Origin of the sequence: Hydrogenophaga crassostreae (assembly GCF_001761385.1) — a bacterium.
Classification (GTDB): Bacteria; Pseudomonadota; Gammaproteobacteria; order Burkholderiales; family Burkholderiaceae_C; genus Hydrogenophaga; species Hydrogenophaga crassostreae.
The window spans coordinates 2,602,824-2,628,940 of sequence record NZ_CP017476.1 but is presented as its reverse complement, the minus strand read 5'-3'; the positions used below and the strand labels follow the sequence as shown (position 1 = coordinate 2,628,940).

Sequence of the window (26,117 nt, the reverse complement as noted above, 5' to 3'; positions counted from 1 at the left end):
GCGCCCTGATGCAGGGATTTTGCGGTGCCTTCGTAGCAACTCAATTTTTTTGGAGACTGACCATGCCTGTTTTTGCACGTTTCGTGATGACATTTCTCTTGGTGACGGTGAGCGGCGCTGTGTTCGCTCAACCGGAGTCAGCATACAAACTGCGGCACGGTGATGCCCTGATGGTGTCAGTCTGGCGCGATGAGGCCTTGCGGATGGAAGTGCGCGTGCTGCCCGATGGCAGCATCACCTTCCCGCTGGCCGGGCGTGTCGAGGTGGTAGGGCTGAGCACGCCAGAGGTCGAAGCCCGTGTGGCGGAAAAACTTAAAAAATACATTCCAGTGCCGGTTGTGACGGTGGCTATTACGGCTACCGATGGCAATCGGGTCTATGTGTTGGGCAAAGTTGTCAATCCCGGGGCTGTCACGCTGAGTTCACCCGAGACGACTGTTTTGCAGATGCTCAGCCAAGTGGGTGGGCTTGACCGGTTTGCTGACGGCAATTCGATTCGCGTGTTGCGCAAGTCGCCCGAAGGCAATAGCCGGATCCTGCCCGTCAGGTATGACGACTTGATCAAGGGCAGCCAACTCGAAACCAATGTGGTCCTGATGCCTGGTGACACGATTTTGGTGCCTTGATCATGAACTCAAAAATTGCTTCCCTCCTGGTGCTGGCCTCGCAGCCATTTGTATGGTTGCCTGCGATGGCTCAAAACACGCTGACTGTGCCGATGGAAATTGTGCGGGTCAGTAACCCCGAACTTTCCGCTGAAAGCAGTGGAAGCGTCACGCTATATCGACTCCATCCCCAATACACGCTCCAGTCGATTCAGGGAAGCTCGCGAACGGAGTTGACCCTTGGAGGCATGATCGAAAAATCGAGCAACACCGATCTGAGTGCCAATCGAACCCTGCCGAGTGTCCGCGTGCTTTGGGAAAACTCAAGTCCGGTCGACGTTTTCGGGTTGCGGGCATCCTTGGAAGAGGCTTCCACACGGGAGACCGAGTTCGCTGAATTCGGCAGGGTGACCCGGGACAGCACGCAACGCACCGGGACGCTAGGAGGTACCTGGACCCGAAACCTGACCGCACGGTCCTTTCTTGAACTGGCTGCGTCACATGCACGCGTGAGCTACGACACGGCGTTGCTTGTCGATTACAGCGAAACGCGCGGATCTGTTGCATACCGCTTCGAATCGGGTCCCAGCTCCCGATATGCATTGACCTCAAGTGTTGCGCGCTTGAAGCCGAGCGGAGGGGGTACGAGCGTTTCGCGCGGCGAGGTCGGGCTGGGCTACGAAGTAGATCTTCGTGAGGATGTCACGCTGAATGCGCGAGCTGGCGTTGTTCACACCAGCACCCCGCGTGGCAAAACAGACCCGGTGGGGGCTTTGCGCCTTGCGTACACGGGTGAGCGGGTCGGATACGCACTTGAGTGGGTGCGCGATGTGAGCCTGGGCGGCACACTGGGGGGCTATACGCGTTCCGAGACCCTTGGTGCTTCGTTTACCTATCCGTTCACGGTCGACACTTCGCTTGCTCTCGGATACAGCCAAGCCCGCTCTCTCGAGGTCGATCGGGATGTGGGTGTAACCGTGTATGCGCGAGTTCGATCGGAACTGACCCGCTTCTGGGCTTTTACCATGGGCCTGGAAAACAGGCGGGCCAAGTCTTCAGTCACACCTTCTGCCAGCGGGAATGCCTTTGCTGTGGGTTTCGTGTACGCGCATCCAGACTTCTAATTCCACAATTTCATGCAGGCCGATTACCAACTTAGCCCCCAAGATTACCTGTCCATCGTCAGGCGCCGGGCGTTGGCAATCATCCTGACCTTTGGTGCGGTCCTGACCGCCTCTGTGGTTGTGGCATTGCTGATGCCGCGGGCCTACAAGGCGACCGGGACCTTGCTTGTAGAAGGCCCGCCAATTCCGGACGACGTGGTGCGCTCTGGCTCCCCTGGAAATGCGGAGCAACTGATACAAGCTTTGCGCCAACGAATCATGACGCGGGAAAGCTTGCTGCGTATTGCCGGAGAGCATCAGGTGTTTGAGCCTGTATCCGGGGTCGCATTGAAGGACACAGATGTGGTGAATGCGATGCGCGCGAGCATCGATGTGAGCGTGCAGATCGGCAATATGCCGAGTTGGGAGCGACCTGCCAACAACTTTGCATTCAGCGTGTCCTTTGAACATGGAGAGCCCGAAAAAGCGCTGGAAGTTACCAACGCGCTGATCCAGTTGTTCCTGGAAAGCAGCGTTCGGACGCGGGTTGCACAAGCTTCGAGAGCCAACGACTTTTTGAGCCAGGAAGCCGATCGCGTCAAATCGCAGCTGGAGGACCTGGAGCGTCGCATCGCTGTCTACAAGCGCACACAGGGCACCGTCTCGGCGGAAGGGCAGGCTGTGGCCCTGGCCAACATCCAGGCCCTTGAGGCGGATCTTCGGGCTGCTGAGCGGGAGCACAGATTGGCGCTCGATCAGTTGCAGACCCTGGAGGTAGAACTGGCTGGAGCCCGTGCGGGTGTCTTGTTGCCGGGGACAGTGAACGCCACTGGTCCAAGCGTTGCGGAGCAGGACCTGGAACAGGCTCGTTCAGAGCTGGCGCGTATGCGCGGCGTCTCTACAGAAGACCATCCCGATGTGCGGGCACAGCGGCGAAAAATCGATCTGCTGGAGCGTGCATTGAAGGCGGAAGTCGCGGTCCGCAGTCCAGCGCGTGATGCAATTGCCGCCCAGGAAAAACTGGCTATTTCCCGCCTTGAGGCCCAACGCAGCACAGCGCGCGCGCGCGCCGACCTGTTGGCCGATCAACAAAGGAGCCTTCGCAACGCCATCAATCAGCAGCGGTCTCAAGTGACCCGGGCACCGCAGGTAGAGCGCGACTTGGCCGCCCTTCAGCGTGATCACGATGCCGCTCGGGCGAAATACGAAGACCTTCGGGCCAAGCAGATGTCGGCGCAGGTCGTGCAAAACCTGGAGGGGGAACAACAAGGGGAGCGTTTCACGCTGCTCGAGCCGCCCTTGCTGCCTGAATACCCGTTCAAGCCAAATCGCAAGAAACTCGTTGCGCTCGGCTTTTTCGTGGCACTGGCGGCGGCGGCGGGCGTGGTGGTCTTGCTTGAATTGATTTTTGCGAGGGTGAGAGGCGTCAACTCGTTGACCGCACTCACCGGTCAGCGGCCCATGGTGGTGATCCCGTACATCTCGTCAGCCGCTGAACTCCGCTCGTCTCAGGCGCTGCGCATGCGGTTGATCGCACTCATGGCAGGGTTTGTACTTGTTTGTCTTTTGGTGGTTCATACCATGGTTGTGCCTTTGCATACCCTTCTGATCTCACTGTTCTCCCAGATGGGCTGAAGGTAATTTGCCACATGGAACGCATCAAGCTCGCAATCAAGAAGGCCAAGGATGGCGAAGCAGATTCGAAGAAATCTGATTCACGCCTGCTGCGCGGAGGCCGTGCCCCGGATCCCTCAACTGCGGGGCGCAAAGCGGAGTCTGGCGACCTGGGTTCCCTGCAGTATGTGCAAACAGCAGTCGTCTCGCTGGAGCCTGAACACCTGGATCGCCACAGAATAATCGCCCACCAGAAGGCACATCCATCCAGTTGGGCATTTGATGTGCTGCGCACGCAGGTGTTGCAGAAAATGGATGAAAACGGCTGGAGAACGCTGGCCATCACGTCGCCGAGCGTCGAATCCGGCAAGACTGTGGTGGCCATCAACCTGGCCATGAGCATTGCCCAGCAGACCAACCGAACGGCGCTGCTGGTGGATTTTGACCTGCGCCGTCCCAGCGTTGCTCGCTATCTGGGGTTGAAACGACCCTTATCACTCAATGACTATCTGGACGGGCAAGTGGGCATTGCTGAAGCCATGGTCAATCCGGGTGTTGAGCGCCTGGTTGTCCTGCCAACCAACTCACCTGTTTTCGGCGCATCAGAGGTGCTGTCTTCTGACAAGGTTGGCAACCTCATCAGCGAGTTGCGTGAGCGGTACAGTGACCGCATTGTGATTTTTGACCTGCCTCCCGTTCTGGCAGCGGATGACGTGATGACCGTGCTCCCGCGCATTGATTGTGTGTTGATGGTTGTTGCCAGTGGGGTATCCACGCAAAATGAGGTTGAGGAGGCCATGAACCGCCTTTCCAAGGCCGATTTGCTGGGCGTGGTGCTGAACAAGGACGAGGCGCCGACGCAAAACGCTTATTACTAGTGCGTCATAACCGATGCTGTTTGCCTTTACAGGGGGCTCCAAGGCGTTGAAGTGGCACACAAGAGCTGTCGCCATGACGACTTCATGCCGATGCCCGGCCGCACATTTCTCGTCGCATATGTCTCTGATGGATCGCATCGCGCTTGTTCGGCATGGACGCAAGTCAAGCGCTTTCTGAGCGTTGCCAGGGCGGGACGGATACGGCGTAAATGGTGTGTACAGCTTGGTGTCTGCTGTCACAGGCTTGGGTGTTACCTTATTGTTTCTGCCAACAAGTTGTAGGTCGTTGATCGGTATTTTGATCAATGTGCCAGCCATGATCCAACGAAATAGGAAAAGCCATGAATATTTCAGCCAGCACGAAAGACACCTCAAATGGACGTGAAAGCGCGTCCACCATGTCTCCTTCGTTGTTGCCCATCGATGCTGCCGACGGGTTTCATTTGAACAGTGCTGAAGCAAGAAGCATTGGGGAAAACTTGTCTGGGGAGTATTGCTTTGCAGAGCCGTTTCCCCACATCGTGATTGACAACTTCTTGCCTGAAGATGTGATCAGGCTTGCGTTGGACAATTTTCCAACCAACCCCATCGCCAGTGATACCATTTTTGAAATGGGGTATGCGGGTCAGCACAAACGACAAGTGCTTCCCGAGGATTGTGATGCACCAGCAAGAAGGTTGTTTCATTTCTTTAATTCGGCACCATTTGTTGAATTTCTTGAAGGATTGTCATCCATCCAGGGATTGATTCCTGACCCCTATTTTGTTGGAGGTGGGTACCACGAAACAGGCAAAGGTGGGTACCTCGGCGTGCATGCTGATTTCCGTATAAATGATCGTCTGCATTTGAATCGCAGAATGAATGTGATCATCTATCTCAATGAGCATTGGCCCAAGGAGTATGGCGGCGAACTGGAACTCTGGGATCGGGAGATGAAAAACATGCATGCATCGGTCTCACCCGTTTTCAATCGCTGCGTCATCTTCAATACCGATGCAGATTCATATCACGGGCATCCGGATCCACTGACATGCCCTGAAGGCGTCTTTCGGCGATCGATTGCTTTGTATTACTACACGGCATCGAAAGAAATATACAAGGAAGTTCCATCAAACTCAACGATCTATTTCGCACGTCCTCACGATGGTGCAACCGCAAAGAGAGAGGCCTTCAATCTGAGGCTGGACCAGCATCTGCATCAATGGGTGCCTCCCGCCCTCCAACGGTACGTTTTCGCGGTCAAGCGGAAACTCGGTCTATAGCACTTCGGGCCTGTATGCGTGATCGTTGCACCCATTCAATGCGTTTCCGATACCCGGCTCGTGACGGGCTCGGGTCAATATGATGCAGGGGCTTAAGGAGCTCATAGTCATTCTGGCGCTGACCACTCCGATTTGGTTTTTTTCAAAGCGCCTCTTTGCACATCTCTCGGCACCCGGGGATTTTGAGCGCCGCCGCAACGTCTGGGTATTCCTGACCGTTCTTGGCTTGCTGTCGCCCAATATCTGGATTTACACCTTCGCTGCCTTGCCTGTGATGTATTGGGGTGGCCGCAGAGATTCGAATCCTATAGCGCTTTATGTGCTCCTTTTTTATGTAATCCCCAATGTGACGATACCGCTGCCATCGATTGTCATCAACCAGCTCTTCGAGATCAACAATCAGCGTTTGCTGGCATTTGCAATCGTACTTCCTGCGGCACTTAAGGCCCGTAGATTGAGGTTCAGCGAACCGGGGCGACTCCCTGGCCCTTCCCGTCGACTGGATATAGCAGACTGGTTGTTGATTGGCTATCTCATTCTCACGGTCATTCTTCCAATTCCCTATGAAGCCGTAACAAATACCTTGCGGCGTGCATTTTTGACGGTCCTTGATGTCGGTCTTCTTTTTGCGGTATGGAGCCGAGTACAGCCACGCTATGAGGTGTTCCGTGATTGTCTGGGTGCGTGGGTAGTTGCCGCAGTGATGATGGCCGCTGTGGCGATCTTCGAGACTGCCCGTGGTTGGCTTCTGTACGTTCCTATTTCAATGCGCTGGGGCAACCCCAATGGTTTTGCTTTTCTCATGCGGGGTGATTACCTGCGTGCGCAAGCGTCTGCAGAGCACTCCCTTACACTGGGAATCTGGCTGGCCATTGCCTGGGCCTTTTTTCTTTTCATCCAGTCCAGCTGGAAAAGCAAACTGGCTCGGGGGTTTTTCGCCCTGATTCTGTTGGGGGGCTTGGCAGCCAGCATGGCCCGTGGGGCATGGATCGCGACCATGTTTGCGACAGTTGTCTATATTTTGATGGGTTCAAAAGGCATTGGGTCTGCTGCCAAATCCCTCTCTGGATTGGTAATTGTTCTGGGCATTGTTCTGATAACGCCTTTAGGTGACAAAATTGTCAACATGCTTCCATTTATTGGCACTGTAGACACCGAGAACGTTGATTATAGAAAACAGTTGTTCGAAGTGTCTATTGGTTTGATTGAGGAAAATCCATGGTTTGGAAGCCCGTTCGTTCTCAATGAGATGGAGTCACTGCGCCAGGGGCAGGGCATTATTGATCTGGTGAATGGTTACCTGACAGTTGCCTTGTTCAACGGACTTGTGGGCCTGGCGTTGTTTTCCACATTCCTGCTTGTAGCGGTCAAGCGCGGGTTTTCTGTTTGGTCAACATTCCGGCGCAAGGACCTGGAGCATGCCCGACTCGGGGCCGCACTGGTGGCGGCGATGTTGGGGACCATGCTCTTTATTGCGACCGCCGGCGTTGATCCAATGACCTACATGCTGGCAGGCTTGTTGAGCAGCTATTGGTGGGCGTTTTCGCGCACCAAAGGGCTGGCGCTGTACGAGAGTGGGCGTCGCCAGCAAGGGGCCAAACCAATTGTCTTAGAAACCCCCTCGAATCCGCCCTCAAAGGCGCACACAGGGCGCGAACCGGGGCGCAGAAGCCACCGGGAAGGCGGCTCCATCAAGCAAAGCCGGAAAACATGATTTGCGCTGGGCGAACTTCAATCGCCCGGGCAAAACAGCTTTGTCTCCGGTTTGGCGTAAGCGATGGCGGCATGAAACAGCCTTTGTTCGGGTCGCGGGAGTTCAGGCCAGTGCGATGGCTTGCCGGTAAACCTCGAGGTTCTGGCGCACGACCGTCTCCGGCGAATGATTGGCCAGTACATACGCTCGGCCCTTCAGGCCCATGGTCTGGGCGGCAGGAAGGTCGTCCATGACCTGGAGAATCCGTGTGGTCAATCCCTCCACGTCGTCGGGACCTGTCAGCCAACCGGACACCCCGTTCTCGACGATCTCGCCCACCCCCCCCGCATTGACAGCAACCAGAGGACAGCCCTGAAGCAGCGCCTCCAGCACGGTATAAGACTGGCTCTCCCACACCGACGTCATCAGCGTGAGCAATGCTTGCCTTCTCAAAGCCTGAAGGCTGGAAGGTGGCAACTTGCCCAGGAAGGAGATGTGCGCCTTTTCTTGCGGTGAAAACAGCCGGTTGCTATAGGCTTCAAATTGAATCACCGCGCCATCCGGATCACGGATACCGATGTCGGGACCAACGAAGACGAGTTTCGTGGTCGGGCGAATGTCGAGCAACCGCCGGAAAACCTTGAGAACCGTGTCCGCACCTTTGATTTTGTCAAACCGGCCGATGAAGAGCACGGTGTCTTTGTCGCACTTTTCAGGCGACCAGAGTTCGAGCGGTCCGTCGGTTATCAAAGGGTTGGGCAGTCGCTGGGTCAGCACGGGCGAAAGAGCGTAGTGCTCGAGTGTGTCCTCGAGGGTGCAGGTCGATGGCGCGACCAACACCTTTGCCGTGCGAAGAGCCATCCCTTCGTATCCGATCTTGTCGCGTACGAACGGCAAACTGGCGCGATCCCCGCGTTCAACCAGAAACGTGGGGCCATGCAGTTTAACCACCACCGGTATGCCCGGATTGAGCCTGGCTACGTCCTGGAACCAGCCAAATGACTCCTCGATCTCGATCACGTCGATCGGGCTTGAACGATGTACACGGTGGATGGTCTGGCCAATCAAGTCGCCGAATCGCGTCACGTCCCATCGGTTCCTGTTGAGCAGGCTCCGCCACATCTGGGCGAACCTCTGTGACCCGCCGGGTTGGACCAGATGGACGTCTGGATCATCACACCCATCTCCCAGTGAGGCGGTGAAGATGGATACCCTGTGTCCTTGTCTGAGGAGCTCTGTGCGCAGGCAATCCACATAGGTCACGACACCGCTGGCATGGTGTGAAACGGGCCATCCTGAAGTGAAAAGGGCAATATGCATGGGAGATACCGGAAAAACGGAATGAATACCCATCAAATGGGCTGCATCAGAGAAACAAGCGCCTGAGCAGTTCGGCGGCGCCAAAGGACAGGAATGCGGTGGCGATCACAAAGCCCAGTCGCAGGCCTTCATAGCGAAACAGGATCAAACCCAGCTGGCTCTGCACCCAGTTGTAGTACAGCACCGTGGGCAGCATTTCGAGCATTGCAAAGTAGATGAACCCTTCGAAGCCGAAAAAGTGGTACCCAATGAAGACCGCCGGGACCAGGTAGCACAGGCGAATGATGTTGCCGATCAACTGGATATGCGTGCGGCCGGATGCCACCAGCAGATCTTCAGCGGTTGAGGAAAAGGGCAGGATGATGCTGCGCACTGCGAAGGCCTGCAGAATCACGCCGGCGAAGGCATAGCGCGAGTCGTACAGCACATCCACCACGAGTGTTGCCACACCCAGCAACGCGGCAGGCAGCACCAGTAGAAGTGCGTGGAGCTTGGTGTTTTCCGTGTAGTACCGCTGCAAGAAGGTCGAGGGGTCTTCCCGGAAGTACTCGGCACACCTGGGATACAGCAGGGTCCGACTGATTTTGGTGACCAGCCCGTCCAGTGGCGCGGAGAGGTTGGAGGCCAGGCTGTACAGCCCGAGCAGTTTGAGGTCGAACAGCTTGAGGAAGATGATCTTGTCATATTGGCTGACGGCCAGCGTGATCATGCTGGAAGGCATGACGAACTTCGCGAAGTGGAACAGGTCTTTTGTTGCCGTCTTGTCCAGGGTCAGCCGGTGCTTGTGCTCGGGGTAAAAACGGTAGCTGATCAGCGTGTTCAAGAACCGGTTGAGGAGCATGCCGTAGAGGATGCCGTGGTAGTCGCGAGATTGATACGAATACGCAATGGAGAACAGGGTGGACACCAGAAGGCAGAACAGTTCCGTGAAGTTGACGACGCGCGTGTTTTTGTAGCGAACTGCCAGGATGAAAGACACAGACTCCAGTCCGAACATCAAGAACCACAGCGAGAACAGCCTGAGCGCATCGGCCAAGGCGGGGGTGTCATACCATTCGGCCACCCAGGGAGCGGCCAGAAACAGCAACACCCCGTTGCTGCAACTGCGCATCAGCCGCACAGTCCACATCGTGTTCAGGTAGGTGGGGTGATCACCCTTTTCGTGCCGGATGAGCAGGCCGACGATGCCGACGTCCGACATCATCTCGATCACGAACACCACGGACGAGATCATCGTCATGATGCCGAAGGCCTCTGGATACAGCAGCCGCGTCAGCACCATGCTGCTCACCAGCCTGAGGACCGCCATCGCCCCAAAGCTGACAGACGTGGTGAAAAGCTCACCCTTGACGTTGATCATTCTGTGGACCGTTTCGAAGTGGCAGGGGTGTGCGAAGAGCGGGGGTTGGCTTTGGGTTTTCCCGGGGTGACACCGGGCCGCTCGGTTTGGCGGGGCATGCATGGGCGCTTGGCCGTTTTGTCACGGCAATAAGCAGTTTTCATGCCGGTTCGGTCCATTGTGACTTGCTTTAGGCATCCGCCATTGCGGCCAATATCCGAGCCATCTTTGCCGAAATTGCAATTATGAACGAGGTTCCTGTCTTGAAGGCTACAAGCGCATTGCCGACGTTTGGAGAGGGTTGCGCCCGCCTGCACGGCGCGCCCCGGGCTGACGCTTACCCTGCCACAGGCGCTGGGCAACTTCATGGGAGATACCCGCCATGCACAGGTCAGGCTCGGGTCGACGGCTCGCGAAGCGGGTCGTAAAGGTCGGTTCGGCGCTGGCTGAGGTAGTCGTGGGTACGCGCCTGGGCCAGCGCGGGGCGTGAAAGGCGCCGTTGCAGCAGCGCTGTACCGTGCCCGGCCTGCGCCAAAGCACGCCCGTCTGGCCCGGCCATCAGGCTCAGACCGCCATAGTGCACGCGGCCCTCTTTGCCGCAAGCGTTGGCGTAGGCCACATACAACCGGTTTTCGCAGGCTCGGGCGGGCACCAGCACGCTTGGCACCTCGTCAAACCCGGCCATGTTGGCCGTGGGCACGAGCACCGCGTCGGCACCTTGCAGCGCCAGGTCGCGCACGGCTTCGGGAAACTCCACGTCGTAGCAAATGAGCAGGCCAAGCTGCCAGCCGCGCCACTCAAACACCTGCGACGCTGCGTCGCCCGGGCTGAACTGTGCCCGGTCCAGGTCGCCAAACAGGTGGGTCTTGCGGTAGTGGCCCATCGACCGGCCATCGGGGCCGATGGCTTGCGCGGCGTTGAAAGGCCTCTTGCCGTCGACGGAATGGCGCTCGGGGTAACCGTAGACGATGCCGATGTTGTGGCGCTGCGCGAAGCTGGCAACAGCTTGGGAAAGCGGCCCGTCTGCGGACTCGGCCAGCGAGTCCACTCGTTCGGGGCCGATGGCGTAGCCCGTCAGGCTCATTTCAGGACAGATCAGCAGGTCGGCGCCATCTGCGGCGGCCGACGCGGCGGTTGCGCCGAGTTGCGCCAGTGCTTCGCCGGGCGAGTCAAAGTAGGGCGTTTGCCAGAGAGCGAGGGTCAGTGTGGACATGATCAATCTGGCAGCGCCACAGGGCCGATTGACGGGAACAGCTCACCCGGTCCTGGGTTGTCGACGGCGCAGTGGCCGCCGAGCTGGTGCAGGATGCCCCAGACTGCGTTGAGTGAGGTCTGCACCGCGCCTTCAACCCAGGCTGGCGTGAACGATACGTCGTCGCCAGCAATGAAAATGCCGCGCTCGGCAGCCGGCAGATGGTCTTGCATGAAGTGGCCGTACATGCGGTGGTTGTAGCGGTAATGGCCGGGCAGGGCACCCTTGAAAGCGCCCAGAAAGTAGGGGTCGGCCTCCCACGAGATGGTGATCGGTTCGCCGATGATGTGCGTGGCGATGTCTACCGTGGGGTAGATCTGCTTGAGCGCGGCCAGGGCCAGCTCCACCCGCTTTTCGCTGTTGTGCGGCAGCATCTTGAGCGCGTCGCCCATCCAGGCGTAGCTCAGGCAGATCACCCCTGGCCGGTCTGGGCCGTGATCGAACAGGTAGGTGCCGCGCGTGAGGCGGTCGGTGAGCGTCATGCTCATGACGTCGCGACCGGTTTCGGGGTCTTTGTCTTTCCAGAAAGGGCGGTCCACCATGACGAAGGTTTTGCTCGATTGCATGTAGCGGGTGCGGTCCAGCGCCATCCAGAGCTTGTGCGAAAACAGCGACTCTTCCACCGCGATCTGGGTGGTGAGCAACCAGCTCTGGCAAGTGACCAGCACAGCGGCGTAATGGCGCGTTGTGCCCCAGGTGTCGACCACCGCGAGTTGCTGGCCGCCGGCCGAGCGGGCGATGGCTGTGACACCGGGGCGGGGCGCGCCCTGGTGCAGCGAGGCCAGCGTGGTGCCGGTGGGCCAGTGGGCCAGCCCGGCGGGTGCGTGGTCCCACAAGCCCATGGGCACCTGCTGCACGCCGCCGGTGATCAGGTGCTGGTTCTCGTCGCAGCCCGTGAGCACCACGCGCAGGATCTCCAGCATGGAGTTGGGAAAATCGGAATCCCAGCCGCCGGTACCAAAACCCACCTGGCCGAACACCTCGCGGTGGTGGAACGACAGCTTGGCGAACGCGTCGGATTGGGCAATGAAATCGTAGAAAGTGCGGTCGTCCCACATGGGGACCAGCGCATCCCAAAACGCTTTCAGGCGGGTCACATCGCGTTCACGCAGCGCCCGTTGCATGTCAGAAAAACGTGCGTCGGCCTCCAGTGCTTGTGCCCAGGCGTTGGCGACCTCGTGGAACAGCTCAGGCAAGTCTGCCAGCGTGCGTGCGTAGTGGGTCTGCCCCTCGATGTCGATCACCGTGCTGCCCGCGGCGGGCGTGAGCGGGTTGGGAAAGGCCTGGTGTTGCAGCCCGAGCAGATTCACGTAGTGGAAGAAAGCCGTGCTCGATGCTGGAAAGCGCATGCCACCCAGCTCGGCCACGATGCCGTGCGTGCCAGCAAAGGCCTGCGAGCGCAGGCGCCCGCCCATGCGTGAAGCCTCATAAACGACGGGCTTCAAACCCAGCTTCATCAGCTCGTAAGCCGCCACCAGCCCCGCCATGCCAGCGCCCACGATGGCCACCTCCTGGCCATGTGCGCTGGCTGGCAAACTGCCCAAACCTTGCGGGTGTTGCAACCAGTCGTCGTAGGCGAAAGGGAAGTCCGGGCCGAAGACCGTGACGGGTGCGTCTGGCGTGCGCATGGGCATGGCGTGGTTCTCGGTGAATGTGTTTCTGCTTGACTGAGCAGGGGGGCGAAAGCTGGCCTGTTCAGGGTGACTGTTTTCAGAATACCCTCGATCATTCATCGCAAGTCTGAACTGCGGGGGTTGCCACCCGTGGTCAATCACTCTGTGGCAGGCGTTTTAAAGCGCCGGGTTTCGGCAACTTGGCCCATGCCATCAAGGCACTGTCGACTTGCGACGCGTTCGAGCGAATCCAGGTGGTCATTTCCGGGCCCGCATTGGCCCCGTAGATCCGATGGGAGTACACGGCAATGACGCCAACACCGTCAACCATCACAAACCGCGCGAACGCTGCTTCAAGAACATTTGATGCACCCAAAACGGCCACAACCAGGTGCTCGGCGGGGCTGTCCGCCTCCTGGGGCTTGGAGTGGGTGCGCAGAACTTTCCCGTTGCCTGAGTAAGTTCCCAGAACGCCATTGGCGAGGGCTGCGAGTTGATCACCGGTCGAGACCTTGTCATTGACATTGATCGTCACCATGTCTACCCAGGCATTGAGGTCGGCCTGGCCTTTGGGTGTGAACTCGTTTTGGCCATCTTTCGACCAGCGATGCTCATAGTCCACACCGTGAAACGTGAGCACGCTCGCCGTTGACTCTGCCTGAGAAGACTGATCAGATGCCACGGAGCTGGCTAAAGAAACCGACAGATAGGTGGCTGCCATCAGCGTGTGAATCAGCCATTTTTTGGCTTTCATATGTTCCCCTGGGTGTGGCGCTTCAAATCCAGAATTGTCCGTTGTTCTAAGCTGGTGCTAGTCAAATCTCTGATCATCCATGGTGATGGAGATACCGTCCGGGCTTGCCAGCCGGGTTCGGGCGAAGGCTTCGGGTTGGTTGTTGCCCAACCACTCCAGCATGGCTTCGCGGATGTCACACCGCAGATCGAACAAGGCGACCGAATCTTTGGCGCTCACCAGCAGGCGAACCTCGATGGCGTCGCGTTCGGTGTTCGTGACCTGGGCGGCCTGATACCGCCCGTCCCACAGCCGATGGGCTTTGATCAGCCGCTCGAATTCCTGCCTGACCGGCCCCATTCGGGTGGCCGGGTCGAGGTAAAGCTTCACCGCGCCGAGCAGTTGCGCGGTTGACTTGGTCCAGTTCTGAAAAGGCTTTTCGAGAAAATAGGTGGTGGGGACGATCAGGCGGCGCTCGTCCCAGATCTTCACCACCACATAGGTGGTGTGAATGTCTTCAATCCAGCCCCATTCGCCTTCCACGATCACCACATCGTCGATGTTGATAGGTTCAGTGATTGCCATCTGAATGCCTGCGATCAGCGACTTGAGTGCTGGCTGAGCGGCAGCGCCCACAGCCAGGCCTGCGAGGCCGGCTGACGCCACCAGCGTGACGCCGATATCGCGCTCACCGGGAATCGACAGCAAAACCAGCCCCACCACGATGAATACCACGATGAAGGTGGCGAGCCGGTTGAGCATCGTCAGCTTGGTGCGCTTGCGTCGGGCCTTCAGGTTGTCTTCAACCGACACGTCGGCCCGCAACTTCATCGACTCCACCAGGGCTCGCAAGATGGCCAACACCATCCAGCCCACCAGAATCGGCATGAGGAAACTGGCCACCTTGGCCCAGACCGCCGCCAGCATCGGTACCTCTCTGGCTACCAGCACCAGCGCCAGCGCCACCAGCGATACCCGGGTCGGGCTCGACAAGCGTTTGATCAGCACGGCATCACCCGCGCTGTCGCTGCCCAGGGTCAGACGCTTCATGAACCGGAACGCCACCGCGTGCAACACCAGCGCAACGCCCACCGCCAATGCACCGGCAATCAAGGCGGTGAGCGGGTCGGGCAGCAGGGTGGTCAAGGGCATGGTGTTCTCAGATGTCGACGGTGGCTTTTCAGTGTAATCAGGCGCGGCACAGGGCCCGCAGCTGTGCCGCCTGGGCTCACCTTCTGAGCGGATGGTGCGCTGGATTTCCTGTCTCGGGTCTGCCCATGGGCTTCACCGAACGTCAATGGCTGAGGCCCAGAAAAAGCACCAAAGCCCCGACAACAATGGACAAGGTGGAGATGCCTTTTTTGCTCAGATCGAGAGAAAACAGATCGCGCGCGCCTTCGACCATGCCACCGATCACGAGGAACAGGCCGCCCGTGAACCGGTAGTTGTTCAGATTGACGTTGCCTTTTTCGTCTGTGATCAAGCGGAAGTAGCCAAACAGGATCAAGACGCATCCAATGATGAGGACGGCTGTTTGAATAGTATCCATGCGTTTGAAGTGTCCTGGGAAGCCGCTTGCAAAGGATGCGCTGCAAGACACGCCTGGCCGCCGCCAATGGGGTGAGCCACTCACGCCGTTTCATGCCCCAAGGGGCGTTTCAGATGGGACGCCCGGCTGTGTGGCTTTCTCAAAGAAGCGGCACCTTGTTGAATTCTTGCACACCCGATCTCCACGCAAACACCCGTACTGTCCCTGTGCACCTTCAGGGCACACGAAGGATTCGTGCCTCACCTGGTCCGCGGCGGCCTGTTCCGGCAAGGGGCGGTGGGTAAGATGTCATTTCAAAGTCAGCAGCCCGATGAGCCGGATAGGGGGTGGTGCCGCGATCGACAACAGGTTGTGGACCAGGTTCGCTGGTGCTGATGCTGGTTCGGCTGCGCGCCGTTGTGCGCATACCGTTTTGTGTCTTTTTTCAGCGAAGGAAACCGCTATGTCGCAGCCCAAAGATGAGCACCACAGCCACCCAGCCGGCGAGCCCGCGTGGAAACACGATGGCGTGCGCGTTGTCCCGGGCAACAACCTAGACGGCAATGTGCCCAGCACGCCAGGCATGGACCGCAAAGCGGCCATCAACTTCGCCCGCGTCGGCGCGCAAAAGCTCTGGGCCGGCACCGTCACCATCCACGCCGACGCCAAAACCGGCGCCCACCACCACGGGCCGCTGGAGAGCGTGATCTACGTGGTCAAAGGCAGGGCGCGCATGCGCTGGGGCGAGCAACTGGAATTCACCGCCGAAGCCGGACCGGGGGATTTCATCTACGTGCCGCCCTTCGTGCCGCACCAGGAAATCAACGCCAGCGCGACCGAGGTGCTGGAATGCGTCTTGTGCCGCAGCGATGGGCAGGCGGTGGCGGTGAACCTCGATATCGAACCGGTGGAGAAGCCCGAGCACGTGCTTTGGGTCGACCCGACGCATCCGACGGGTGGGGTGTGAGCTGGGGCACTTGAGGGCTGCGGACTTGAACTAGATTTGCCGCGGATCCGCGGAGCGAGGTCGGGAAACCAGGTCCTTGGATACGACCGTTATCGCCCCAAACCGGCCTGTAGTTGTGCTCCCTCGCATGCGCCCAAATACAATCAGGTTTGTTTGATCTTCTGAGGAGATACTCCCATGCGCCATTGATGCAGCCGTTGACACAACGGCAAACCTCCACTGCCCCCACAAAGCGGGGGAGCTCTTTGCATCCATGGAACTTGTATGGCGACTTCTTTTCTCTCGCTAGAAGGCGTGTCTTTCGTCCTCCCGAATGGCGAGGCGCTTTTTTCTGATCTGAACCATATTTTTGACCAGCGTCGCACGGGCTTGGTCGGGCGCAATGGAAGTGGAAAGACGGTTCTCGCGCGCATTCTTGCAGGCCAGTTACAACCCTCGCGCGGGCGCTGCGTGCGTTCGGGCATGGTGCGTTACCTCGCCCAACAAGTTGGCCCGACCGCAAACGCCACGGTGGCGGATCTTGCTGGCGTACGCGGTGTGCTGGATGCGCTGAGGCGCATCGAGGCCGGTCGATTCGCGCAGGTGAATTTCGATGTGGTCGGCGATCGTTGGGACATCCGCCATCAGCTTGGGCACGCGCTTGAACAGGAGGGCTTGAAGCACTTGGATGCTGATACCCCTGCTACTGCGCTCAGCGGTGGCGAGTCGATGCGCGTGGCCTTGATCGGCGCCAGGTTGTCTGATGCGGACGTCCTGATCCTGGACGAGCCCAGCAACCACCTCGACCAGCCGAGCCGTCTGGCCTTGATCAACTGGCTACAGCACTGGCCTCGCGGATTGCTGGTGATCAGCCATGACCGGCAATTGCTGGCGTGCATGGAGCGCATAGTAGAGTTGTCTTCGCTGGGTTTGCGCAGCTACGGCGGCAACTACACCTTCTATGCGCAGGCGAAGGATCAGGAGCAGCAGAATGCGCTCACCGAACTGGAGCGTACCCGACTCGATCGGCGGCGCGAGGAGGAATCAATGCGCGAACAGCGCGAGCGCCAAGAGAAACGACAGGCGCGTGGAACCCGCAACAGCAGGCAGGCTAATCAGGCAAAGGTTCTGCTTGATCGGCAGAGGGAGCGCAGCGAACAGTCGATGGGCAAGCTGCGCCGGCAGCAGACCGACACGCAGCTTGAACTCGCGCAGCGCATGCGCGAAGCCGCGGCGCAGGTCGCCAGCGAACTGCACATTCATGTGCATGCGCCCACCAACATCCGGATCGTACAACGTCAGGTTGTGGCATTGGACAAGGTGGTCTTACCCTTTGTGCCGAACGCAACACGGCAGATCAGCCTGCAGGTGATGGGGCTGCAGCGCATCGGCCTGGTGGGGCCCAACGGCTGTGGCAAGTCCACCTTGCTAAGGGTGCTCGCCGATCGAATCGAACCCTTGGCTGGGACTTGCAGGATCACGGATCGCCTGGCCTATCTCGACCAGAGCTTGGACAACTTGGGTACGCAGTGTTCGGTGCTTGAGCAACTGCAGGACATCAACCACACGATCGACGAAGGCGCGATGCGCATGCGTCTGGCCCAGCTGGGACTGGGCGCGCAGAAAATCGCCGTTCAAACGGAATCGCTCAGCGGGGGCGAGCGCCTCAAAGCCGCGCTGGCCTGCGTGCTCTATGCCGATGAGCCACCCGAGTTGCTGCTGCTCGACGAGCCCAGCAATCACCTGGACCTACCATCGTTGAACGCCTTGGAAACGTTGTTGAGGGGCTATCAGGGCGCATTGATCGTGGCTTCGCACGATCATGCATTTTTGAGTCAGCTTGGGTTGACCAATCTACTGGTCGCGGGCACCGAAGGTTGGGAGTTGATGGCCGTAGATCACACGACTCAATGACCGCTTCTGCCAGCCTTCAGCCGCTCTCCCAATAAAATTCTAAGTGCAGGTATTGGCCTTTGCCCAGAGAGCGGCGCGAGAGCGGCATGGGCTCCCACCTTTAAACCCCCAAATACAACTCAAGCAGTTCGGGCTTCGCCAGCAGCTCATCCGAGCTGCCTTCAAACGCCACCTCGCCTTTGACCAGGATGGTGCAACGGTCGGCGATCTGGGAGATGTGCTTCCAGTTTTTGTCGACGATCACGCTGCTGATGCCGCTCTCTCTGATCACACCGCAGATGCGCCAGATCTCGCGGGCGATCAGTGGTGCCAGCCCTTCGGTGGCTTCATCGAGGATGAGCACGTCGGGGTTGGTCATGAGGGCGCGGCCGATGGTGAGCATTTGTTGTTCGCCGCCGCTGAGTTGTTGGCCGCCGTGGTTGAGGCGCTCGGCGAGGCGGGGGAAGGTTTCCAGCACGCGCTCGTAGGTCCAGTCGCGCTGGCCGTGGGTGCCGGCGCGGGCGGCCATGTTGAGGTTTTCCTTGACGCTGAGGTTGCCAAAAATGCCCCGTCCTTCGGGTACGTAGGCGATGCCCAAGCGAGCGATTTCGAAGGTGGCCGCGCCGGTCATGGGCTGACCTTTGATGCTGACGCTGCCGCCGCTGGGCTTGACGATGCCCATGATGGATTTCAGCAGCGTGGTTTTGCCCATGCCATTGCGGCCCATGAGGCCGATGGTTTGGCCGGGGCTCACGGTGAAGTCGATGCCGCGCAGGATGTGGCTGGCGCCGTAGTGGGTGTTGAGCCCGGTGGTCTGGATGAGTGGCTGGGTCATGCTCAGTTCTCCTCACCGAGGTAGGCTGCCTGGACGTTGGCGTCGGCGCGCACTTCGGCTGGCGTGCCCGTCGCGATCACCTGGCCGTTCACCATCACGGTGAGCTGGTCGGCCAGGGCGAACACGGCGTCCATGTCGTGCTCCACCAGCATCATGGCGTGGTCTTTTTTCAGCTTTTGCAGCAGCTCGATCATGCTTTCCGCTTCGGCCTGGCCCATGCCGGCGAGCGGTTCATCGAGCAGCAAGACGCTGGGCTCGGTGGCGAGTGTCATGGCGATTTCCAGCTGGCGTTGTTCGCCGTGGCTGGCGTTGCCGGCCACGGTGTGGGCGCGCAGTGTGAGGCCGGCAAGTTCAAGGGCGCGCTCGCAGCGTTGGTTGATCGCCGGGTTTTTGCGCGCTTTGCTCAGCCAGTGCGCGGGATTCCACGGCGCGTGGCGTTCCACCGATTGGGCGGCAAGGCGCACGTTGTCCCACACGGTGAAGGGCAGAAAGATGTTGGTCTTCTGATAGCTGCGGCCCAGGCCGAGGCGGGAAATGCGCTCCGGGCTCTTGCCGGCGATATCCGTCTGGCCCAGGCGAATCTGGCCCGAGGTGGGCGGCAGGTCGCCGGAGAGCAGGTTGGTCAGCGTGGATTTGCCGGCGCCGTTGGGGCCGATCACGGCGTGGATGCGGTCGCGAAACAGGTCGACCGACACCTCGTTCACAGCGGCCAGGCCGCCAAACCGTTTGGTCAACTGGCTGGCGCTCAGCAGCAGTTCGCTCATGGCGTTTCCTCCGCTTTTTCTTTCGTGGCCGCCGTGAAGCGCTCGATCAAGCCCAGCAGGCCTCGCGGTGCAAACAAGACCACCAGCACGATGAAGCTGCCCATGAGCAACTGCCAGTGTTTGGTCAGGTCTTTGAAGAAGTGCATCACCCATTCGAAGGCGAAGGCGCCGACGATGGCGCCGGCGAAATTGCCCATGCCGCCCAGAATCACCATCATGATCGCGTGGGCGCTGAGGTGAAAGCCCATCAGCTCGGGGTTCACATAGCCGGTTTGCGCAGCCCACAGGTAACCGGCCACGCCCGCCAGCGCACCGGCCAGCGTGAACGCGGTGAGCTTGTAGCCAAAGCTGCCATAGCCCACGGCGCGCATGCGGTGTTCATTGACGCGGATGCCCGTGAGTGCACGGCCAAAAGGTGAAAACAGCAAGCGGCGCAGAAAGGCGTAGATCAAGACCAGCAGCGCCAGCGTGAAGTAGAAGAAGGTGGTTTTGTTTTCCAGGTCGAAGGGTTGCCAGCCAAACAAAGTGGCATCGGGCCGGAAATAGACGTAGAGGCCATCGGAGCCACCCAGGTCGGCGTTGTCAAAAAAGATGTAGAACACCATCTGGGCAAACGCCATGGTGACCATGATGAAGTAGATGCCGTGGGTGCGGACCACGAAAAAGCCGATCACCAGCGCGGCCAGCCCGGTACCCAGGGCGGCCACCGGCAACGACCACCAGAGGCTCACCGGCACATCGGCAGGCGTCAGGAAGGCCAGAGCGTAGCCGGCCAGGCCGAAGTAGGCAGCATGGCCGAGCGACACCAGGCCGGTCACGCCCTGCAGCAAGTCGAGGCTCATGGCGAAGATCGCCAGGATCATCATTTGCGAAAGCAGCTGGATATAAAAGCCGGAGCTTTCCATCGGGATCAGCGGAAAGGCGGCGAGGGCGATGGCGCCAACCGACAGCAAAATCTGGATGCTGCGCGGCAGAATTTCGAGTTGGGCTTTGGCGGTGCTCATGGGTTGGTTTCCCCCACGCTTGTCACTTCGTGATCTGCGCTGCCCCCCGAGGGGGCTTGAACGCCTTGGAGCGGTCCGGCGGCGTTCATGATTTAAACAGCCCTTCAGGTTTGAACAGCAACACCGCCGCCATGAGCATGTAAACAGCCATGCCAGCGATTTCCGGCAGCAGCACTTTGCAGAAGGTGTCGACCAGCCCAACCATCAGGGCCGCCACGAGTGCGCCACGGACCGAGCCGATTCCGCCAATCACCACGACCACAAAGCACATGATCAGCACCGAGCTGCCCATGCCGGGGTAAACGCTGGAAATGGGCGCGGCCACCATGCCCGCCACCGCGGCCAGGCCCACGCCCATGGCGAAGACGATGGCGTGAATGAAGCGGATGTTGATGCCCAGCGACTCTGTCATTTCCCGGTTGAAGGCGCCGGCGCGGATCTTCATGCCGAGGCGGGTCTTGGAAATCAGCAGGTACAGGCCCAGCGCCAGCCCGGCGCAGACGGCCGAGACGACCAGGCGGTATACGGGGTAAGACAGGTTCTCGGTCAGCTGAATCGCGCCGTTGAACATGGCCGGCACGGCGACCGAGTGCACATCGTCGCCCCAGAGTATCGAACGGGCTTCCTGAAAAATGTAGATCAGGCCGAAGGTGAGCAAGACCTGATCGAGGTGGTCTCGCTTGTAAAAATGGCGAATCAGCAGCCATTCCAGTGCCCAGCCAAACGCCACGGCCAGCAGCGCGCCCAGCACGATGGCGATCAGCAGGTTGTCAAAATGGGAGGTGAAAAACCAGGCCAGGTAGGCGCCCAGCATATAGAAGGTGCCGTGGGCCAGGTTGACCACGCCCATGATGCCGAAGATCAGGGTGAGGCCAGCGGCGAGCATGAACAGCAGCAAGCCGTACTGCACGCTGTTGAGCAGCTGGATCAGAAAATTGGCGAAATCCATGGGCGGGAGAGATGGATGGGCATGCAAAAAGCTCGCGCCCGGTTTGGGCGCGAGTACCGACTTCGAAAAAGCGAGGCTTGAAGACGCGAAGCCTGTTTAGCCCATGCGGCAACCGGCGCCGGAATCGGCCACGGCCTTGCCAGCGATGCCGATCACCTTGTTTTCACCCTTGACCACCTCGCGCAGATACATGTCCTGGATGGGGTTATGGGCCGCGCTCATGGTCCATTTTCCGCGCGGGCTGTCGATGGTGACGCCGTTCATGGCCGCGTAAAGCGCCGACTTGTTCGACAGATCACCCTTGACCGCGTTGGCGCCTATGACCAACAACTGGCCTGCGTCATATCCCTGCACCGAGTACACATCGGGTTGCGCCTTGAAGGCTTTGACGTAGTCGAGGCGGAATTTTTTGTTGCGCGGTGTGTCCAGCGAATCGCTGTAGTGCATGGTGGTCAACACACCTTCGGCAGCCGGACCAGCAGCTTCCAGCACGCCTTCGGTCAGGAAGCCGGATCCGTAGAGTTGAATGGTCTTGCTCAGACCTGCGGCGTGGAAATCGCGCAGGAACTTGGCGGCACCGCCACCGGCGAAGAAACAGGCCACGGCATCGGGCTTGAGGGCTGCGATCTGGGTCAGCAGGGCCTGGAACTCAACGCTCGGGAAGGGCACGGCGAGCTTTTCGATGATGGTGCCGCCGGCGGCTGTATAGCCGGCCTCAAAGCCTTCAAGCGCTTCTGCGCCGGCCGAGTAGTTCCAGGTGATCCAGACGGCCTTTTTGTGGCCGCGGTCCATCATGGCCTTGCCCAGTGCGAGCGTGGGCTGGGAATTGGAGAACGAGGTGCGGTACACGTTGGGGGCACATTGGGCCCGGGTCGCCACTTGCACACCGGCGTTGGGGATCAGGCTCAAAACGCCGCTCTCGCGGGCAACTTTGTGAATGCCCATTTGAACGCCAGAGTGAACGGTACCCACCAACACATCGACCTTGTCGCGCTGTACCAGCAGGTTGGCGTTTTCGACGCCTTTGGCCGGGTTGGATTCGTCGTCAACCTTGAAGAATTCGACTTCCTTGCCACCCAGTTTGCCGCCTTGCTCATTGAGCGCCATCAGAAAACCCTTTTCGATCGACACGCCGAGCTGGGCGTAGGTACCGGTGTAGGGCAGCATGAAGCCGACTCGAACCTTGTCTGACTGGGCGCGGGCGAGTTCGGGAAGGAACAAACCGGTTGATGCGGCGCCAAGGGCGGCGGCGCTGCGGGTGAGAACGTTGCGGCGGGTGGTCATGATGGTCAATCTCCTGTGGTTGTTGGAAGCATGCTAGCGGGCTGAGCGCATTGCAGTGATAGTGACTTCCCCCGGTTGTGCCCTCAAAACGCCGCTTTTGGGGTGTTCTGATCAGGCCGAGACAAGGGGTGGTTCAGGAATTAAACTGCTCTATCAATGTTGCACTATAGTGCACAAATCAACTTTGAATGTAGTGGGAAACCCTCTGTCACGGGCGCGTTTCAAGGCCGGGAACACCTGGCCTGGCGTGCTCAGTCCGGGATCACCGCGGTCACCTCGATTTCGACCTTGGCGCGGTCTTCAATCAAGGCTTTGACTTCCACCGCGGTCATGGCGGCGTTGAAGTGGCCGATCAGCTCCTTGAAGGCGGCGCCAATGGCTTTGCCCGAAGCGAGGTACTCCTGTTTGCTGGTGATGTACCAGGTCATGCGCACGATGTGTTCCGGCTTGGCGCCGGCTTCTGTCAGTACGGCGACCACATTTTCCAGCGCCTGGCGTGTCTGGCCAGCCATGTCGTCGGTGTGAAAAACACCTTGTGCGTCCCAACCAATCATCCCGGCCACGTAGACCTGTTGACCGTGGGTTTTGACGCCGTTGGCGTAGCCGCGAGGGCGGGGCCAGCCGGGGGGAAGCAGCACTTGCATGGGAGGTCTCCAGTGATTGAGAGGGGTTGATCGGAAGGACTGTTTGCAACGCTTAGACGGGTTCGTGCAACTTGAAGCGCTGCAATTTGCCGGTCTGGGTGCGCGGGAGCTTTTCGACAAAGTCCACAGCGCGGGGGTATTTGTAGGGGGCCACGGTTTGCTTCACGAAATCCTGCAGCGTGCGGACCATGGCGGGATCGCCAACTTCGCCCGCTTTGAGCACCACAAACGCTTTCACGATTTGCCCGCGCTCGGCATCCGCCACGCCGATGACGGCGCACTCGGCCACCGACGGATGGGCCAGCAGCGCGTCTTCCACCTCGGGCGCCGCGATGTTGTAGCCGGCCGAAATGATCATGTCGTCGAGCCGGGCCTGGTAATGGAAGTAACCATCGGTGTCCATCAGGTAGGCGTCGCCAGTGAGGTTCCAGCCGTCCTTGATGTAGCTCTTCTGGCGCGCATCGTTGAGATAGCGGCAGCCAGTCGGGCCTTGCACCATGAGCTTGCCCACGGTGCCGGGCGGCACTTCCTGGCCTGCGTCGTCCACCACCTTGGCCCGGTACCCGGGCACGGGCTTCCCGGTGGCCCCTGGACGGGCGTTGCTTTCGTCGTGGGAAATGAAGATGTGCAGCAATTCGGTGGCGCCGATGCCATCGATCAGTTCGATACCCGTCGCTTCTTTCCACAGCGCGCGGGTCGCGGCGGGCAGGGCTTCGCCCGCCGAGACACATTTGCGCAGCGGCGTCTGGCGAAGTGCTTCACCGTGGGCGGCCAGGGCGCGGTATGAGGTGGGTGCGGTGAACATCACCGTGGCCCCAAAACGCTGTATGCCTTCTAGCAACTGGGGCGGGCTGGCCTTCTCCAGCAAAACGGTGGAAGCGCCAACCGCCATCGGGAAAAGCAGCAAGCCTCCGAGGCCGAAGGTGAAGGCCAGGGGTGGGCTGCCTATGAACACGTCTTCGGGTGAGGGGCGCAGCAGGTGGGGCGGCCAGCAGACGCAAATGGCCATCACATCGCGGTGAAAGTGCATCGTGGCCTTGGGCACACCGGTGGTGCCCGAGGTGAAACCAAAAACACAGGTGTCATCGGCCGCGGTGTTGGCGTTGTCGAACAACGGTGAGGCTTGCGCCATCGCTGCCTCCAGGCCATCGGCGGCTTCGCTGTTGAAGTGGCGCACCGGGATCGGCTGAGCGAGCGTCGCAGCGCACAACCGCCACTCTTCAGCCAGGGCCTCGTCACACAAAGCCATGTTGACCCGACCGATGTCGACAATGGCCTTGAGCTCTTTGGCCCGCAGCAGCGGCATGGTCGCCACGGCGATGCCGCCAGCCTTCATCACCGCGAACCAGCAGGCCGCGAGCATGGGGTTGTTCGGCGCGCGCAGCAACACGCGCTGGCCGGGCACCAGGCCCATGTCGTTCACCAGCACGTTTGCGATGCGGTTGGCCTTGTCTTGCAGCTCGGCGTAGGTCCAGCTCAGCCCCGGCGCCCGGATGCACAGGCGATCGCCACGCCCCTCAACGACATGCTTGTCCAGCAGTTCGGTCGCGCAATTGAGTTGCTCGGGAAATTGCAACTCGGGCAGATCGAAGCGGTAGACCGGCTGATCTTCAAGCGGCGGCAGGTTGTCGCGGGCGAAGGTGTCAACATGGGCAGAGGGCATGGCGGGCTCCTTCTTGTGGTTCAGGCGAGCGGGTTTTTCAGCAGGTCGCGGCCGATGATCAGTTGCTGCACTTCGGTCGCCCCTTCATAAATGCGCAGCGCGCGGATCTCGCGGTACAGCCGCTCGACGGGTACTTCGCTGACCACGCCCATGCCGCCCCAGATCTGCACCGCAGCGTCGATCACCTGTTGCGCGTTTTCGGTCGCGGTCATCTTGGCCATGGCGGCTTCGCGGGTGACGTTTTTGCCCTGATCGCGCAGCCAGGCGGCGCGGTAGGTGAGCAGGGCGGCGCTGTCGATGGCGGTGGCCATCTGGGCCAGCTTGGCCTGCGTCAGCTGAAAATCGGCCAGCACGCCGTTGAACATCTTGCGGGTGGTGGCGCGTTGCAGCGCTTCGTCCATGGCGCGGCGGGCAAAACCCAGCGAGGCGGCGGCCACCGAGGTGCGGAAGACGTCGAGCGTGCGCATCGCGACCTTGAAGCCTTCACCGGCGGCGCCAACCCGTTGGGCGGTAGACACGCGGCAGTTCTCGAAGCGCAGGCGGGCCAGCGGGTGGGGCGCGATCACGTTGATGCGTTCGGCGATGCTGAACCCGGGGGTGTCGGCATCGACGATGAAGGCAGAAATGCCGCGTGAGCCCGGCGCTTCGCCAGTGCGAGCGAAGACCACGTAGAAGTCGGCGATGCCGCCGTTGGAGATCCAGGTTTTTTCACCGTTGAGCACATAGCCGTCGCCATCGACCGTGGCCGAACAGGCCATGGCGGCCACATCGGACCCTGCGTCTGGCTCGGACAGGGCAAATGCCGAAATGGCTTCACCGCTGGCCACGCGGGTCAGGTATTTGGCGCGTTGCTCGGGCGTGCCGTGGAGCGAGATGGCGCCGGAGCCCAGGCCTTGCATGGCGAAAGCGAAATCGGCCAGGCCGCTGTGGCGCGCCAGGGTTTCGCGGATCAGGCAGATGGCGCGGGTGTCGATCACGTCGGCTGCGCCGCCCGCGTCAATGCCTGCCACCGCATGGCGCAGCCAACCGGCTTTGCCAAGGGACTTCACCAGGGCGATGCATTCGGCGTCGACATCGCTGCCGTGGGCCTGCGAGATGTTGGCAGTGGCCCAGGCGTCGAGCTGTTTGGCCAGTTCGGCGTGGGGTGGTTCAAAAAAGGGCCACTGAAGGTAGGAGGTATCGCTCATGGATTTGC

General features: G+C 59.9%; 23 protein-coding genes. 8 read left to right on the top strand and 15 right to left on the bottom strand.

Annotated elements, in window-relative coordinates; genetic code table 11:
• Window positions 1–8: 8 nt before the first annotated feature.
• From LPB072_RS12155 to LPB072_RS12130, 6 genes are all read left to right on the top strand, one after another.
• Entirely contained in the window at window positions 9–626 is a 618-nt protein-coding gene (locus LPB072_RS12155; RefSeq protein WP_197508821.1) for a polysaccharide biosynthesis/export family protein, read from the top strand.
• 2 nt (window positions 627–628) lie between these two features.
• Window positions 629–1,729, top strand: coding sequence for a hypothetical protein (locus tag LPB072_RS12150; RefSeq protein WP_066090051.1), 1,101 nt, complete (start codon window positions 629–631; stop codon window positions 1,727–1,729).
• Window positions 1,730–1,741: 12 nt separating this feature from the next.
• Window positions 1,742–3,343: a GumC family protein gene (locus LPB072_RS12145; RefSeq protein ID WP_066090048.1), complete on the top strand. Its 1,602-nt coding sequence runs from the start codon at window positions 1,742–1,744 to the stop codon at window positions 3,341–3,343.
• A 14-nt stretch (window positions 3,344–3,357) separates the two neighbouring features.
• On the top strand, window positions 3,358–4,200 hold the full coding sequence (locus LPB072_RS12140) for a CpsD/CapB family tyrosine-protein kinase (protein ID WP_066090045.1): 843 nt from the start codon (window positions 3,358–3,360) through the stop codon (window positions 4,198–4,200).
• Window positions 4,201–4,541: 341 nt separating this feature from the next.
• Window positions 4,542–5,462 carry a 2OG-Fe(II) oxygenase gene (locus tag LPB072_RS23165; protein ID WP_197508820.1) on the top strand — a complete coding sequence of 307 codons (921 nt, stop codon included), beginning with the start codon at window positions 4,542–4,544 and terminating at the stop codon, window positions 5,460–5,462.
• 79 nt (window positions 5,463–5,541) lie between these two features.
• The gene (locus LPB072_RS12130; RefSeq protein WP_066090039.1) at window positions 5,542–7,176 is read left to right on the top strand and encodes an O-antigen ligase family protein; all 1,635 of its coding nucleotides are present in this window, start codon (window positions 5,542–5,544) and stop codon (window positions 7,174–7,176) included.
• Between the two features lie 102 nt (window positions 7,177–7,278).
• Here the strand turns inward: LPB072_RS12130 and LPB072_RS12125 are convergent, their stop codons facing one another.
• The 7 genes from LPB072_RS12125 to LPB072_RS12095 form a co-directional block, all read right to left on the bottom strand.
• Complete coding sequence (locus LPB072_RS12125) at window positions 7,279–8,475, bottom strand: glycosyltransferase family 4 protein (RefSeq protein ID WP_197508819.1); 1,197 nt, start codon at window positions 8,473–8,475, stop codon at window positions 7,279–7,281.
• A 46-nt stretch (window positions 8,476–8,521) separates the two neighbouring features.
• A complete protein-coding gene (locus tag LPB072_RS12120; RefSeq protein WP_066090034.1) occupies window positions 8,522–9,835 on the bottom strand; it encodes an oligosaccharide flippase family protein in 1,314 nt (437 codons plus the stop codon).
• Between the two features lie 370 nt (window positions 9,836–10,205).
• Window positions 10,206–11,027 carry a carbon-nitrogen hydrolase family protein gene (locus tag LPB072_RS12115; protein ID WP_096349064.1) on the bottom strand — a complete coding sequence of 274 codons (822 nt, stop codon included), beginning with the start codon at window positions 11,025–11,027 and terminating at the stop codon, window positions 10,206–10,208.
• A 2-nt stretch (window positions 11,028–11,029) separates the two neighbouring features.
• Window positions 11,030–12,700 (bottom strand): flavin monoamine oxidase family protein, encoded by a 1,671-nt coding sequence (locus LPB072_RS12110; protein WP_066090031.1) that lies wholly within the window; start codon window positions 12,698–12,700, stop codon window positions 11,030–11,032.
• 133 nt (window positions 12,701–12,833) lie between these two features.
• Complete coding sequence (locus LPB072_RS12105) at window positions 12,834–13,433, bottom strand: hypothetical protein (protein ID WP_066090028.1); 600 nt, start codon at window positions 13,431–13,433, stop codon at window positions 12,834–12,836.
• Window positions 13,434–13,490: 57 nt separating this feature from the next.
• Window positions 13,491–14,564 carry a mechanosensitive ion channel family protein gene (locus LPB072_RS12100; RefSeq protein ID WP_066090025.1) on the bottom strand — a complete coding sequence of 358 codons (1,074 nt, stop codon included), beginning with the start codon at window positions 14,562–14,564 and terminating at the stop codon, window positions 13,491–13,493.
• 142 nt (window positions 14,565–14,706) lie between these two features.
• Window positions 14,707–14,961 (bottom strand): DUF308 domain-containing protein, encoded by a 255-nt coding sequence (locus LPB072_RS12095; protein WP_066090022.1) that lies wholly within the window; start codon window positions 14,959–14,961, stop codon window positions 14,707–14,709.
• 442 nt (window positions 14,962–15,403) lie between these two features.
• Between LPB072_RS12095 and LPB072_RS12090 the strand changes: the two genes are divergently transcribed.
• Both LPB072_RS12090 and LPB072_RS12085 read left to right on the top strand, forming a co-directional pair.
• Window positions 15,404–15,907 (top strand): cupin domain-containing protein, encoded by a 504-nt coding sequence (locus LPB072_RS12090; protein WP_066090019.1) that lies wholly within the window; start codon window positions 15,404–15,406, stop codon window positions 15,905–15,907.
• A gap of 264 nt (window positions 15,908–16,171) precedes the next feature.
• A complete protein-coding gene (locus LPB072_RS12085) occupies window positions 16,172–17,800 on the top strand; it encodes an ABC-F family ATP-binding cassette domain-containing protein (protein WP_066090016.1) in 1,629 nt (542 codons plus the stop codon).
• Between the two features lie 100 nt (window positions 17,801–17,900).
• Here LPB072_RS12085 and LPB072_RS12080 read toward each other — a convergent pair whose 3' ends face one another.
• The 8 genes from LPB072_RS12080 to LPB072_RS12045 all read right to left on the bottom strand — a co-directional run bounded on the left by LPB072_RS12080 (window position 17,901) and on the right by LPB072_RS12045 (window position 26,109).
• The gene (locus tag LPB072_RS12080) at window positions 17,901–18,614 is read right to left on the bottom strand and encodes an ABC transporter ATP-binding protein (RefSeq protein ID WP_066090013.1); all 714 of its coding nucleotides are present in this window, start codon (window positions 18,612–18,614) and stop codon (window positions 17,901–17,903) included.
• Window positions 18,615–18,616: 2 nt separating this feature from the next.
• Complete coding sequence (locus tag LPB072_RS12075) at window positions 18,617–19,378, bottom strand: ABC transporter ATP-binding protein (protein ID WP_066090010.1); 762 nt, start codon at window positions 19,376–19,378, stop codon at window positions 18,617–18,619.
• Entirely contained in the window at window positions 19,375–20,382 is a 1,008-nt protein-coding gene (locus tag LPB072_RS12070; RefSeq protein WP_066090007.1) for a branched-chain amino acid ABC transporter permease, read from the bottom strand. Before LPB072_RS12070 ends, LPB072_RS12075 begins: the two co-directional genes overlap by 4 nt.
• Window positions 20,383–20,467: 85 nt before the next feature.
• The gene (locus LPB072_RS12065; RefSeq protein WP_066090004.1) at window positions 20,468–21,331 is read right to left on the bottom strand and encodes a branched-chain amino acid ABC transporter permease; all 864 of its coding nucleotides are present in this window, start codon (window positions 21,329–21,331) and stop codon (window positions 20,468–20,470) included.
• A 96-nt stretch (window positions 21,332–21,427) separates the two neighbouring features.
• Window positions 21,428–22,615, bottom strand: coding sequence for an ABC transporter substrate-binding protein (locus LPB072_RS12060; protein ID WP_066090002.1), 1,188 nt, complete (start codon window positions 22,613–22,615; stop codon window positions 21,428–21,430).
• 251 nt (window positions 22,616–22,866) lie between these two features.
• Window positions 22,867–23,259 carry a RidA family protein gene (locus LPB072_RS12055; protein ID WP_066089999.1) on the bottom strand — a complete coding sequence of 131 codons (393 nt, stop codon included), beginning with the start codon at window positions 23,257–23,259 and terminating at the stop codon, window positions 22,867–22,869.
• 52 nt (window positions 23,260–23,311) lie between these two features.
• On the bottom strand, window positions 23,312–24,922 hold the full coding sequence (locus LPB072_RS12050) for an AMP-binding protein (RefSeq protein ID WP_066089996.1): 1,611 nt from the start codon (window positions 24,920–24,922) through the stop codon (window positions 23,312–23,314).
• 20 nt (window positions 24,923–24,942) lie between these two features.
• Window positions 24,943–26,109 carry an acyl-CoA dehydrogenase family protein gene (locus LPB072_RS12045; protein WP_066089993.1) on the bottom strand — a complete coding sequence of 389 codons (1,167 nt, stop codon included), beginning with the start codon at window positions 26,107–26,109 and terminating at the stop codon, window positions 24,943–24,945.
• Window positions 26,110–26,117: the final 8 nt, after the last annotated feature.